The 13197-nt window shown below is 64.3% G+C and carries 14 protein-coding genes; 11 read left to right on the forward strand and 3 right to left on the reverse strand.

The genetic code is table 11. The annotated features are described in order from the left end of the window. Positions 1-176 precede the first annotated feature (176 nt). Positions 177-554 (forward strand): VOC family protein, encoded by a 378-nt coding sequence (locus NKH17_RS02755; protein ID WP_352644573.1) that lies wholly within the window; start codon positions 177-179, stop codon positions 552-554. Positions 555-592: 38 nt separating this feature from the next. On the opposite strand, the gene NKH17_RS02760 is transcribed toward NKH17_RS02755, so the two are convergent. Both NKH17_RS02760 and NKH17_RS02765 read right to left on the reverse strand, forming a co-directional pair. Next, positions 593-1597, reverse strand: a complete 1005-nt coding sequence (locus tag NKH17_RS02760; protein ID WP_254816178.1) for an inorganic phosphate transporter — start codon at positions 1595-1597, stop codon at positions 593-595. Continuing rightward, entirely contained in the window at positions 1597-2238 is a 642-nt protein-coding gene (locus NKH17_RS02765) for a DUF47 domain-containing protein (protein ID WP_254816177.1), read from the reverse strand. Before NKH17_RS02765 ends, NKH17_RS02760 begins: the two co-directional genes overlap by 1 nt. Before the next feature lie 193 nt (positions 2239-2431). Between NKH17_RS02765 and NKH17_RS02770 the strand changes: the two genes are divergently transcribed. The 10 genes from NKH17_RS02770 to NKH17_RS02815 all read left to right on the forward strand — a co-directional run bounded on the left by NKH17_RS02770 (position 2432) and on the right by NKH17_RS02815 (position 12551). Beyond that, a complete protein-coding gene (locus NKH17_RS02770; RefSeq protein WP_254816176.1) occupies positions 2432-3331 on the forward strand; it encodes a LysR family transcriptional regulator in 900 nt (299 codons plus the stop codon). A 133-nt stretch (positions 3332-3464) separates the two neighbouring features. After that, positions 3465-3944 (forward strand): formate dehydrogenase subunit gamma, encoded by a 480-nt coding sequence (locus NKH17_RS02775; RefSeq protein WP_352897364.1) that lies wholly within the window; start codon positions 3465-3467, stop codon positions 3942-3944. Next, positions 3941-5497: a formate dehydrogenase beta subunit gene (locus NKH17_RS02780; RefSeq protein ID WP_352897366.1), complete on the forward strand. Its 1557-nt coding sequence runs from the start codon at positions 3941-3943 to the stop codon at positions 5495-5497. Before NKH17_RS02775 ends, NKH17_RS02780 begins: the two co-directional genes overlap by 4 nt. A gap of 12 nt (positions 5498-5509) precedes the next feature. Beyond that, complete coding sequence (fdhF, locus tag NKH17_RS02785; RefSeq protein ID WP_352897368.1) at positions 5510-8422, forward strand: formate dehydrogenase subunit alpha; 2913 nt, start codon at positions 5510-5512, stop codon at positions 8420-8422. A gap of 3 nt (positions 8423-8425) precedes the next feature. Continuing rightward, a complete protein-coding gene (fdhD, locus tag NKH17_RS02790; RefSeq protein WP_352897370.1) occupies positions 8426-9256 on the forward strand; it encodes a formate dehydrogenase accessory sulfurtransferase FdhD in 831 nt (276 codons plus the stop codon). Beyond that, positions 9246-9551, forward strand: a complete 306-nt coding sequence (locus NKH17_RS02795; RefSeq protein WP_352895724.1) for a formate dehydrogenase subunit delta — start codon at positions 9246-9248, stop codon at positions 9549-9551. The genes fdhD and NKH17_RS02795 overlap by 11 nt, the downstream gene beginning before the upstream one ends. Positions 9552-9656: 105 nt before the next feature. Further along, on the forward strand, positions 9657-11210 hold the full coding sequence (locus NKH17_RS02800; RefSeq protein WP_352897372.1) for an alpha/beta fold hydrolase: 1554 nt from the start codon (positions 9657-9659) through the stop codon (positions 11208-11210). A gap of 111 nt (positions 11211-11321) precedes the next feature. Then, complete coding sequence (locus NKH17_RS02805) at positions 11322-11795, forward strand: carboxymuconolactone decarboxylase family protein (protein ID WP_352448517.1); 474 nt, start codon at positions 11322-11324, stop codon at positions 11793-11795. An 82-nt stretch (positions 11796-11877) separates the two neighbouring features. Next, a complete protein-coding gene (locus NKH17_RS02810) occupies positions 11878-12240 on the forward strand; it encodes a nuclear transport factor 2 family protein (RefSeq protein WP_352702422.1) in 363 nt (120 codons plus the stop codon). Between the two features lie 131 nt (positions 12241-12371). Next, a complete protein-coding gene (locus NKH17_RS02815) occupies positions 12372-12551 on the forward strand; it encodes a hypothetical protein (protein WP_352897374.1) in 180 nt (59 codons plus the stop codon). 91 nt (positions 12552-12642) lie between these two features. On the opposite strand, the gene NKH17_RS02820 is transcribed toward NKH17_RS02815, so the two are convergent. Beyond that, complete coding sequence (locus tag NKH17_RS02820) at positions 12643-13143, reverse strand: MmcB family DNA repair protein (protein ID WP_254816394.1); 501 nt, start codon at positions 13141-13143, stop codon at positions 12643-12645. Positions 13144-13197: the final 54 nt, after the last annotated feature.

Raw genomic sequence — 13197 nt, forward strand, 5'->3', positions numbered from 1 at the left:
CCGCTCCAGATAATGCACTTCCGGAACAGAACCAAGCGATGGACCAACAGTTGCAGCGGCGTATCGGGGAGGAAGCGACCATACGACAGCATTTCCAGCGGGAGTGGCCGTCGCCAAATCGTCAACGCAACCTATTTCAGTGGACATGGAATGACCGCCAGGGAAGGAGACGAATCATGCTCGCAAACAGCAACGCAACGGCCAATCTCGCTGTGAAGGACCTGGCCAAGGCCAGGGCATTCTACGAAGGGGTCCTCGGCCTGAAAGAAGTGAACAATGAGGGTGGTGAACTGATCGTCTATGAAAGCGGCGATACCGCCATCAACGTCTACCGTTCGAACTTCGCTGGGACCAACAAGGCCACAGCTGTGACCTGGACGGTCGGCGATGAACTCGGCAAAATCGTTGAGGCATTGAAATCGAAGGGCGTCGCCTTCGAGCATTACGACATGCCAGGCCTGACGCTTGAGGGCGATGTCCATGTCGGCCAGGGCATGAAGGTCGCATGGTTCAAGGATCCGGACGGCAACATCCTGAACCTTGTGGATAGGTAGATACGGCGCATCGCCTGCCGCGCAGTGCTACGGTGCTGTCACCATGCCAGGCCGACCGCGAGGTAGGTGAGAGCCGCGATGGCCGCGGTTGCCGGCAAGGTGACGATCCATGCCACCACGATGTTGCCGGCAATGCCCCAGCGAACGGCGGAGACGCGGCGGGCGGCGCCGACGCCGATGATGGCGCCGGTGATCGTGTGCGTGGTCGATACAGGAATACCGAGCCAGGTGGCGGCGAACAGGGTAATCGCACCGCCGGTCTCGGCGCAGAAACCCTGCATCGGGTTCAGCCGGGTGATCTTGGAGCCCATGGTGTGGACGATGCGCCAGCCGCCGAACAATGTGCCCAGCGCCAGCGCCGACTGACAGGTGATGACGACCCACAGCGGCACGTAAAAATTCGCGCCGAGCATGCCTTGCGAATAGAGGAGCACGGCGATGATGCCCATGGTCTTCTGCGCGTCGTTGCCGCCATGGCCGAGCGAATAGAGCGAGGCGGAAAAGAACTGCATGACGCGGAAGGTGCTGTCGACGGCAAACGGTGTCTGCCGCAGGAACAGCCAGGAGACCGCGAGGATCAGGACGAGCGCCAGCAGAAAGCCTGCCGCCGGCGATAGCACGATGGCCGCCGTGGTCTTGCCCAACCCGGCCCAGACGATGGCGCCGGTGCCTGCCTTGGCGACGCCGGCGCCGACCAAACCGCCGATCAGCGCGTGCGAACTGCTGGACGGGATGCCGACGAGCCAGGTGACGATGTTCCAGACGATGGCGCCGACAAGTGCTGCGAAGATCACTGCCGGCGTGACGATGCTGGCGTCGATGATGCCGGTTCCTAGCGTCTCCGCCACGTGGAGACCGAAGAACATGAAGGCGATGAAATTGAAGAAGGCCGCCCAGAACACCGCATAATGCGGCCGCAGCACCCGGGTGGAGACGATGGTGGCGATGGAGTTGGCGGCATCGTGCAGGCCGTTGAGGAAATCGAAGAACAGCGCGACGACGACAAGGCCGACCAGCACGGGAAAGGCTATCGCGGCTTCCACTATACGTTCTCGATGACGATGCCGCTGATTTCGTTGGCAACGTCCTCGAAGCGGTCGACCACCTTCTCCAGCTGGCCGTAGATCTCGCTGCCGATCAGATAGGCCATCGGGTCGCTGCGGCCATGCCGCTTGAATAGGTCCTTCAAGCCTTGCTCGTGCAGGTCGTCGGCCCGGCCTTCGGCGCGCATGACTTCCTCGGCGATGGCATTGAGGCGCACCGTGTGCGCCCCGACCTTGCCGAGCAGCGGGATCGCCTCGGCCACCAACTTGGCGGCCTCGACGATGACGCCTCCCATTTCCTGCATCAGCGGGTCGAATTCCTTCTTCTCGAACAGCCTTACCGTCTTGACGGTCTTGTGCATCATGTCGATGGCATCATCCATCGACTGGATCAGGTCCTTGATGTCGCCGCGATCGAAGGGAGTGATGAAGGAGCGCCGCACCGCAAGCAGCACCTCCGCGGTGATCTGATCGGCTTCGTCCTCGAGATCGATGATCGTCTGACACCAGCGGTCGATGTCGTTGCCCTGCAGAAGCTGCTGCAGTGCCTCGGCGCCACCGACCACGGTGCGGGAATGCCGCTCGAACAGGTCGAAGAAGCGATCTTCGCGCGGCAAAAGCTTGCGGAACCAGCCCAGCATGTTCGGTCTCCCGTCGTGTCCAGTCCACGACCCCGTCTGATCCACATAGCGCCGCATTCCATTGCGGGAAACAGTAAGCCGGCTGAAAGATGTGGATGCGGACGATTTACACAGGCGGCTTGCGGCCGAAGGCGATTTCCACGACCTTGCGCGCTACGACAGGACATATCGTCCGTGACAGGCTCCCGACGGCATGATCGACAAGCTGGAATTCTTCATAGCACTTGCCAAGGAAGAGCATTTCGGCCGGGCGGCCGAAGTATGCGGCGTCACCCAGCCGACACTTTCGGCCGGCATCAAGCAGCTGGAGGGCCAGCTCGGCGTGATGCTGGTGCTGCGCGGCTCGCGCTTCCAGGGGCTGACGCCGGAAGGCAAACAGGTGCTGGTGTGGGCGCGCCGCATCGTCGGCGATAGCAGGACCATGCGCGAGGAGATGCGGGCGGCGCGTCACGGCCTGTCAGGGCGTATCCGCATCGCGGCGATCCCGACGGCACTGGCCATGGTGGCGCGATTGACGACGCCGTTTCGGGCAAAACACCCCGGCGTCACCTTCTCGGTGCTGTCGCGGACCTCGATCGAGGTGCTGTCGCTGCTCGGCAATTTCGATATCGACGCCGGCATTACCTATCTCGACAACGAGCCGCTCGGACGCGTCACCAGCGTGCCGCTCTACGACGAGCGCTATCAGCTGATCACCGCCGTCGGGAACCCGTATTTCGACCGCGACAAAGTGACATGGGCCGAGCTCAGTCAGCTGCCGCTCTGCCTGCTGACGCCGGACATGCAGAACCGCCGCATCATCGACCAGCATCTGGCCGAAGCCGGCGTGCAGGTGCGGCCGACATTGGAATCCAACTCGATGATCGTGCTGTTCTCGCATATCCGCACCGGCAAATGGTCGTCCATCATGCCGCTTAACCTTGCGGAAACGTTCGGCTTTTCCGAGCCGATCCGGGCTATCCCGATCGTCGAGCCGGATGCCAGCCACACCGTCGGGCTGGTGGCGGCGCCGCGCGAACCGCACACGCCGCTGGTCTCGGCGCTGTTGGACGAGGCAATGGCGCTGGCGGACGATTTCCGCACCCGTCGCTAGGCTAGACAATGCTGGTGATCGCGAACGATAGAAAATTTCTATCGAGCAACGGATCGGCTTTATTGATTTAGCGGGTTTCCTCTGATTTCCTAAGCACTTAGCGGAAGACCGCCACGACCAGGGAGGGCGCTGCATGACGATGCAGCCTGCAAGTACCGAGATCGCATCGCGCACCGCGGCGATCATCCACGAGCTGAAAGGCCTCGAAGGCCCGCTGTTGCCGATCCTGCACGGCATACAGGAAGAGTTCGGCTATGTGCCGCAGCATGCGCTGCCGGTCATCGCCGAGGCGCTGAACATCTCCAGGGCCGAGGTGCATGGCGTCGTCACCTTCTATCACGATTATCGCAGCCAGCCGGCCGGCCGGCATGTGCTGAAGCTCTGCCAGGCGGAAGCCTGCCAGTCGATGGGTTCGGATGCGATTGCCGCCAGGCTCAAATCATTGCTGGGCATAGGCTTCCACGAGACAACCCGCGACGGTTCGGTGACGCTGGAGCCGGTCTATTGCCTCGGCCTTTGCGCCTGCTCGCCGTCGGCGATGCTGGACGGCGAGGTGATCGGGCGGCTCGACGACGAAAAGCTCAATGAAATCGTTGCCGAGGTGCGCTCATGATCCCGCGTATCTATATTCCCGGCGATTCCGGCGCGCTGGCGCTGGGTGCGGAAAAGGTTGCCAAGGCGGTTCGGGCGGAATTGGTCGAGCGCGGCATCGAGGCCAAGATCGTTCGTAACGGCTCGCGCGGTGCCTATTTCCTCGAGCCGATGGTCGAGGTGGCAACGGCCAATGGCCGTGTCGCCTATGGGCCGGTGAAGCCATCCGACGTCAAAAGCCTGTTCGACTGCGGCTTCCTCACGGGCGGTCACCACAAGCGCTGGCTCGGCGCTCCCGACAAGATCCCATTCCTGGCCAGGCAGACGCGGCTGACCTTTGCGCGCTGCGGCGTCACCGATCCGCTGTCGCTCGATCACTACAAGGCGCATGGCGGGCTGAACGGCCTGCAGAATGCAGTGGCGATGACGCCGGCCGACATCGTCAAGCAGGTGACCGAGTCCGGGCTGCGCGGTCGTGGCGGCGCCGGCTTCCCGACCGGCATCAAATGGAAGACGGTGCTCGATACGTCGGCCGAGCGCAAATACATCGTCTGCAATGCCGATGAAGGCGATTCCGGCACGTTCGCCGACCGCATGATCATGGAAGGCGACCCTTTCGTGCTGATCGAAGGCATGGCGATCGCCGGCATCGCCACCGGTGCGACGAAGGGGTTCATCTATATCCGCTCCGAATATCCGCATGCGGTGGCGGTGATGCAGAAGGCCGTCGAGATCGCCCGCAAGGCCGGCGTGCTCGGCGTCAATGTGCTCGGCTCGGCCAATTCATTCGACATGGAAGTCCGCGTCGGCGCCGGCGCCTATGTTTGCGGCGAGGAGACGGCGCTGCTCGACAGCCTCGAAGGCAAGCGCGGACAGGTGCGGGCCAAACCGCCACTGCCGGCGCACAAGGGCCTGTTCGGCAAGCCGACGGTGATCAACAACGTCATCTCGCTGGCCTCGGTGCCGGTGATCATGGACAAGGGCGCCGCCTTCTACAAGGATTTCGGCATGGGCCGTTCGCGCGGCACCATCCCGATCCAGATTGCCGGCAACGTCAAATATCCCGGTCTTTACGAGGGGGCGTTCGGCATGACGCTGGGTGAGATCGTTGACGATATCGGCGGCGGCACGGCGACCGGGCGTCCGGTCAAGGCTGTGCAAGTGGGTGGCCCGCTCGGCGCCTATTTCCCGCGCGCCCTGTTCGACACGCCATTCGACTACGAAGCGTTTGCTGCCAAGGACGGGCTGATCGGCCATGCCGGCATCGTCGTTTTCGACGACAGCGCCGACATGCTGAAGCAGGCACGCTTTGCCATGGAATTCTGCGCTATCGAAAGCTGCGGCAAGTGCACGCCGTGCCGCATCGGCTCGACGCGCGGCGTCGAGGTGCTGGACCGGCTCGCCCAGAACATCGAACCGGAAAAGCAGATCGCACTGGTCACCGACCTTTGCAACACGATGAAGTTCGGCTCGCTTTGCGCTCTCGGCGGCTTCACCCCATATCCAGTGATGAGTGCACTCAACCATTTCCCGGACGACTTTCGGCCGACGCCGGTCGCCGAAGCAGCGGAATAGGAGCGGACAGGCATGAACGCGGCATTCGACATCAAATCGCTGGTCCAGGAAATCGACTACGGCACACCCGCCTCCGAAGCCGAACAGCAGGTAACGCTGACAGTCGACGGCAAGTCGGTGACGGTGCCGGCGGGTACCTCGATCATGCGCGCTTCGATGGAAGCGGGCGTTGAAATCCCGAAGCTGTGCGCGACCGACATGCTGGATTCGTTTGGCTCCTGCCGGGTCTGCCTCGTCGAGATCGACGGGCGCGGCGGCACGCCAGCCTCGTGCACGACGCCGGTCGGCGAGGGCATGGTCGTGCACACACAGAGCGACCGGCTGAACGCCATTCGCCGCGGCGTGATGGAACTCTACGTGTCTGACCACCCGGTGGCGTGGGGCGAAAAGGCCGGCACCGGCGCCAGCGAGTTCGACAAGGTCGTCAGGACGGTCGGCCTGACCGAGAACCGCTATGGCGTGGACGGGCGCAACCACGTCAAGCAGGAAAACGGCGTGGCGCCCGGCCATGGCTCGCTGACCATCGACTATATCGCCCGCGATGAATCCAACCCCTATTTCACCTACGATCCGGCGCAATGCATCGTCTGCTCGCGCTGCGTGCGCGCCTGCGAGGAGGTACAGGGCACGTTCGCGCTGACCATCGAGGGCCGCGGCTTCGAATCCAGGGTCTCGGCCGGCATGCACGAGGCGTTCGTCGATTCCGAGTGCGTGTCGTGCGGGGCCTGCGTGCAGGCCTGCCCGACCGATGCGCTGAGGGAGAAGGCCGTGCTGGCGAAAGGCCTGCCCGAGCGCTCGACCGTCACCACCTGCGCCTATTGCGGCGTCGGCTGCTCGTTCAAGGCCGAGGTCAAGGGCGACGAGGTCATCCGCATGATGCCCTACAAGGCAGGCAAGGCCAACCACGGCCACTCCTGCGTCAAGGGCCGCTTCGCCTATGGCTATGCGACGCACAAGGACCGGATCCTGAAGCCGATGATCCGCGAGCGGGTCAGTGATCCGTGGCGCGAAGTGTCGTGGGAAGAGGCGCTCACCCACACGGCGAATGAATTCCGCCGCATCCAATACCAGTACGGCCGCACCTCGATCGGCGGCATCACCTCCTCGCGCTGCACCAATGAGGAGACCTACCTCGTCCAGAAGCTTGTCCGGCAGGGCTTCCGCAACAACAATGTCGACACCTGCGCCCGGGTCTGCCATTCGCCGACCGGCTATGGTCTCGGCCAGACCTTCGGCACCTCAGCCGGCACGCAGGACTTCGATTCGATCGAGCAGACGGACGTCATCCTGCTGATCGGCGCCAATCCGACCGATGCGCATCCGGTGTTCGCTTCGCGCATGAAAAAGCGCATGCGACAGGGCGCCAAGCTGATCGTGCTCGATCCGCGCCGCACCGATATCGTGCGCTCGGCCCATGTCGAGGCTCAGTACCATCTACCGCTGAAGCCGGGCACCAACGTCGCCATGCTGACGGCACTTGCCCATGTGATCGTCACCGAAGGCCTGTTCGATGAGGCCTTCATCCGCGAGCGCTGCGACTGGGACGAGTTCCAGGACTGGGCGTCGTTCGTGGCACTGCCGGAAAACAGCCCGGAGGTCGTCGGCCAGCTTGCCAATGTCGATCCCGACGACATACGCGGCGCGGCCCGGCTCTACGCCCGCGGCGGCAACGGCGCGATCTATTACGGCCTCGGCGTGACCGAGCACAGCCAAGGCTCGACCACTGTCATCGCCATTGCCAACCTCGCCATGGCGACCGGCAATATCGGCCGGCCGGGCGTCGGCGTGAACCCGCTGCGCGGCCAGAACAATGTGCAGGGCTCTTGCGATATGGGCTCGTTCCCGCACGAGCTTCCCGGTTATCGCCACATTTCAGGCGACGCGGTGCGCGCGATCTATGAGAGCCTGTGGGGCGTCAAGCTCGACGACGAGCCCGGCCTGCGCATCCCCAATATGCTGGACGCAGCCGTCGACGGTTCGTTCAAGGGGCTCTATGTGCAGGGCGAGGATATCCTGCAGTCGGACCCCGACACCAAGCATGTCGCCGCCGGACTGGCGGCGATGGAATGCGTGGTCGTGCACGATCTCTTCCTCAACGAGACGGCCAATTACGCGCATGTCTTCCTGCCGGGCTCGACCTTCCTTGAGAAGGACGGCACCTTCACCAATGCCGAGCGCCGCATCAACATGGTGCGCAAGGTGATGGAGCCGAAATGCGGCTATGCCGACTGGGAAACGACGCAGGAGCTCGCCAAGGCGCTCGGCCTCGGCTGGACCTACACGCATCCGTCGCAGATCATGGACGAGATCGCCAAGACGACGCCGAGCTTCGCCGGCGTTTCCTTCGACCTCCTCGACAGAGTGGGCTCGGTGCAGTGGCCCTGCAACGAGAAGTCGCCGGAGGGCACGCCGATCATGCATATTGGTGGCTTCGTGCGCGGCAAAGGCAAGTTCATCCGCACCGAATACGTCGCGACCGATGAGAAGACCGGGCCGCGCTTCCCGCTGCTGCTGACCACCGGCCGCATCCTGTCGCAATACAATGTCGGCGCGCAGACCCGGCGTACCGAGAACGTGGTCTGGCATAGCGAGGACCGGCTGGAGATCCATCCGCACGACGCCGAAAATCGCGGCCTGCGCGACGGCGACTGGGTGCGGCTGACCAGCCGCTCCGGCGAGACGACGCTGCGCGCGCTGATCACCGAGCGGGTGTCGCCAGGCGTCGTCTATACGACCTTCCACCATCCCGACACCCAGGCCAACGTCATCACCACCGACTTCTCCGACTGGGCGACCAACTGCCCGGAATACAAGGTGACCGCGGTGCAGGTGGGCGCGTCCAACGGCCCGTCGGAATGGCAGCGCGACTATGACGAGCAGGCAAAGCAAAGCCGCCGCATCACGAAGTTGCAAGCGGCGGAGTAGTCCTTGACCGCGCGCCGCAAAGCCATTGCGCAGATCTCGCGGCTGGCGCGCCGCGCGGGCGGCACCGCGGCCGCCAACCGGATGGTGCCGGAAGAGACGCCGGTGGCGTTCTCCTTTGCCGGCACCACGCATGCGGTGATGATGGCAAGCCCGGCCGATTTCGAGGATTTCGCGCTCGGCTTCTCGCTGACCGAAGGCATTATTGCCTCGCCGGACGAAATCGAAGCCATCGAGGTCGAGGATCACGGCGCCGGCATCGACATCCAGATCCGGCTGAAGGACCAGGCCAACACCCGCTTCGAAGCGCGGCGCAGACGGCTGGCCGGCCCGGTCGGCTGCGGGTTGTGCGGCATCGAATCGATCGAGGAGGCGATGCGCTCGGTAAACTCGGTCGGTGCGTCAACACTTACGCTTCAGGGCAACGACATCGTCCGTTCGGTCAAGCTGCTGTCGAAGGTGCAGCCGCTGCACGCCGAAACTGGTGCCGTCCACGCCGCCGGTTTTTACGTTCCCGACAAGGGCGTCGTCATGGCGCGCGAGGATGTCGGCCGCCACAATGCGCTGGACAAGCTGGCCGGCGCGCTGGCCAGGGCCGGTATCGACGGTGCCAGCGGTGCCGTCGTCGTCACCTCGCGCGTTTCGGTCGAGATGGTGCAGAAGACGGCGGCAATCGGTGCTGCCGTCATCATCGCCGTCTCGGCGCCGACCGCACTTGCCATCCGCACCGCGGACGACGCCGGCATGACGCTGGTGGCGCTGGTGCGCGGCGATGATTTCGATATTTTCACCCATCCTGACCGCGTGGTTTCCGGAGTTGCCAAGCATGTCGCATGACGAAGGCCATCTCATGAGCACCAGCGAAAAGCTGGTTCGCATGGCCAACCAGATCGCCGCCTTTTTCCACTCCAAGCCGCGCGAGCAAGGCATTGCCGGCGTCGCCGAGCACATCAACAAGTTCTGGGAGCCGAGAATGCGCCGGCAATTGTTCGAGATGCTTGACAGCGGCGGCGAAGGTTTCAACGAGCTTGTCGTCGCGGCCGCGCCACACATCAAGCGGCCGGGCGCGCCGGAGGGCGCAGGTTTTAGCGTCGGCGGAGCGAGCACCGAGACCGCCGCGTCACAGAAGTAGGCGTCGCGCGCCCACATTCACTCGCGCTAAAGTTTCATCTGCCGCAAGCTGCGCGGCTCTGCTATGATCCGGCGATAAGAAATCGTCGGGTCGGGCGGACAATTCGTGAGGCCGATCGAAACTCGATACGCGCTCAGTGGCGACGTGCGGATCGCCTATCAGGTGGTCGGCCAGGGATCGCTCGATCTCGTCTTCGTGCCGGGTTTCATTTCCAATCTCGACCTGCACTGGGAAGACGAGGGCTACAGCCGGCTGTTGAAGCGGCTTTCCGCGTTCTCACGGCTGATCCTGTTCGACAAGCGCGGGACCGGCCTGTCCGACCGCGTCGATGTCCACCACCTGCCCAGCCTCGAAACCCGCATGGACGATGTGCGCGCCGTGATGGATGCGACCGGCAGCGGCCGCGCCGCCTTGCTCGGCGCTTCGGAAGGCGCGCCGATGGCAATGCTGTTCGCCGCCACCTACCCGGAGCGGACGCGGGCGCTGGCGCTTTATGGCGGCTATGCGCATTTCCACAAATGGGTGATGCCGCCGGAACGCCTCGAGGCCTTCATCGCGACGGCGGAGACCGCATGGGGCACCGGCGCCACCCTGCCGCATTTCGCGCCTGGTCGCGTCGACGATCCGCGTTTCGCCACATGGTGGGCGCGCTTCGAGCGGCTGTCGGCGAGCCCGACGGCGGCTATCGCCCTTGCCCGCATGAATGCAGCAATCGACGTGCGCGGCGTGCTGGCGGCGATCAGCGCACCGACGCTGCTGGTCCACCGCCGAAACGATGCACGCGTCGACCCGGAGGCCAGCCGCTTCCTGGCTAGGAATATCCCGAATTCGCGATTGGTCGAGGTACCGGGGCGCGACCACCCGATCTGGACCGGCGATGTCGACCGGGTGGCTGATGTGATCGAGGAATTCCTGACCGGAGCGCGCGCCGTTGCCGAGGTGGAACGAGTGCTGGCAGCACTTCTGGTCACCCGGATTTACGACACGGCGCGGCTTGGCGACCGCATGTGGAGCGAGCGCAGCCAGCGTTTTCAGGAAACATGGCGCCTGCTGGTTGGGCGCCATGGCGGCCGCCCGGCCGGCACGCATGGCGAGCTGATGATGGCGCGCTTCGACGGCCCGGCGCGGGCCGTACGCTGCGCGGCGGCGCTGCGCGATGCGGCGCAGGAAATCGGCGTCGCCAACGCGCAGGGCGTGCATGTCGGCGAGGTCGAGTTGCGTGGGCCGCCAACGGGATTGATTGCGCGCGTGACGATGCAGCTTGCCGCGCATGCCGGGCGCGGCGACATCCTCGCATCGCGGCTGGTCGCCGACCTCGCTGCCGGTTCAGGCCTTCATTTCAATGACGCCGGGCGCATCGCACTTGACGAGCTGGATGAGCCGCTGGCGCTGGTGCAGGCGACCTCGGAACAGCATCTGGAGCCGACCTTCCGGCCGAAGGCCAAGGCTGCCGAGCCGGCCGCACTGACGGCGCGCGAAAGCGAGGTGGTGAACCTCATTGCCGACGGCAAGAGCAATGCCGCGATCGCCGCCGAACTCGGGCTGAGCGAACACACGGTCAAGCGCCACGTCGCCAATATTCTGCTCAAGCTGGACCTGCCGTCGCGGGCGGCGGCAGCGGCGTTCTCGGCCCGGCACGCTGGCCCGCACGGGCCATAGCAGCCATGGCGCTTTCGGGCGAAGCGGCTGGGCATGCCTGAGCGCTATCACTTCGTCCCATGCAGGCCAGGCGGATATCGCCGGGAAAGGCGCTGCGAAGGGAGAAATAAAATGCTGAAGTCGACACTCAAATCGCTGGTGCTGGCGGCAGGCGTTGGCGCGCTGCTGGCGATAGTTCCTGCCAAGGCCGAGGACGCCTCGGCGACGGCCGCCTACAAGGACATCCAGGCAACGCTCGGCTCGGTGCCGGACATGTTCAAGACGCTGCCGGACGTCGCTGTCGCCGGCGCCTGGGCCGAGATCAAGGGCGTGCAGCTCAACCCGAACACCGCTCTCGACGGCAAGACCAAGGAATTGATGGGCCTCGCCGTCGCCTCGCAGATCCCCTGCCAATACTGCATCTATTTCCACACGCAGGCGGCCAAGCTCAATGGCGCCAGCGACGAGGAAATCAAGGAGGCGGTGGCGATGGCCGCGATCGTGCGCCACTGGTCGACGATGCTCAACGGCAGCCAGGTCGATCTCGCCACCTTCAAGAAGCAGTCCGATGAGGTGTTCGCGGCCGTCAAGGCAAAGTCGCAGTGAAAAACCGCTGCCCGGCGCGAGCGCCGGGCAGCGGCTGATCAAGCAACCGCCCGATCGTCAAGACGGGCCCATGGAGGACAAAATGCTGACCAAGACACAGGCGGTAGACGGCGCGGCGATCAAGAAGGCGATCGAGGGCCGTGATGGAAAATTGCTGGCGAGCTTCTATGCCGACGACGCATTGGTGCGGGTGATCGACCGCAACAACCCGCCGAGCAAGCCGCGCGAAATCCGCGGGCGCGCGGCAATCAGCACGTTCTGGGACGACATCTGCAGCCGCGCGATGACCCACAAGGTCGACACCACCATCGCCGACGGCAACAATCTCGCCTTCACCCAGGCCTGCGCCTATCCGGACGGGACCAAAGTGTTCTGCGCGGCGATGCTGGAGCTGAAGAACGGCCAGATCGCGCGGCAGACCGTCGTGCAGGCATGGGACGAATGAGGCGGCGGCGATGTTCAGTGCCAGATGGCAGATCGACGCCAAGTTCGGCCACAAGCAGACCGCGCTTTGTTGAAGAAACGGCAACACGAGATCGGCTCGCAGGTCGGTCTGGACGACCTCAGGTCCAGATCATGGCCGGATCGATCGGCGCGAACCGACGGTCGAGTCACCAGGTCGAAGGTTTCGCCCAGTTAGAGGCGTTCTTCGCCAGGATCGCCACGATCGACGCGCACGCCAAATGCGGCAAGGAGATGGAGCCCTACGTCGTGTCGGACACCAGCCTGTGGAACATCTACCGCATCGTGGAATAGCAGTCCGGCCATCTCCCTTCTCCCCGTCACTTACGGGGAGAAGGTGGCGGCAGCCGGATGAGGGGCAGCGCGACATTACTAGGGAGGCCCCCTACTCGCTCTCACCCTCCAGCGCCGGCACCGACACACCAGCAAGCTCCGCAGCCAGCAGCCGCGCGGCACCGGCGCGCGCGATCCGCAGCATCAGCGCCTTGCGCGTCGCCGCCGCCATGCGGTGCTCGGGCGCATCGCGCAAAATCTCGGCACCATAGCCGTCGGAGAGAATGAAGCCGCACTCTTCCGGAAAGATTTCCTGGGGTACGCCGGGATGGGTGGCGAAGAACAAGCGGTCGGAATGCAGCCGGTAGTCCGGCCATTTACGGTCGACCCTGAAATCCTCGATCGAGGATTTGATCTCGATGATCCAGATGTCGCCCTGGCGGGTCAGCGCCACGAGATCGGCGCGGCGCCCGGTCGCCAGCGACAGTTCGGGCAAGACATGCGCGCCCATGTCCTTGAGCAGACGCTGCACGCCACGCCTGACCAGCATGGCGCGCTCGGACTGGCGGCCGTCGATGAGCGGGTTGAGGGGAATCGGCGAGATGATCGGCATGGCAGCACCATGCCAGATTTTGTTCACGGTTTGAACCCGTTTTTTTCAGGGCGA

This window comes from Mesorhizobium sp. M1334 (assembly GCF_040317995.1).
GTDB lineage: Bacteria > Pseudomonadota > Alphaproteobacteria > Rhizobiales > Rhizobiaceae > Mesorhizobium.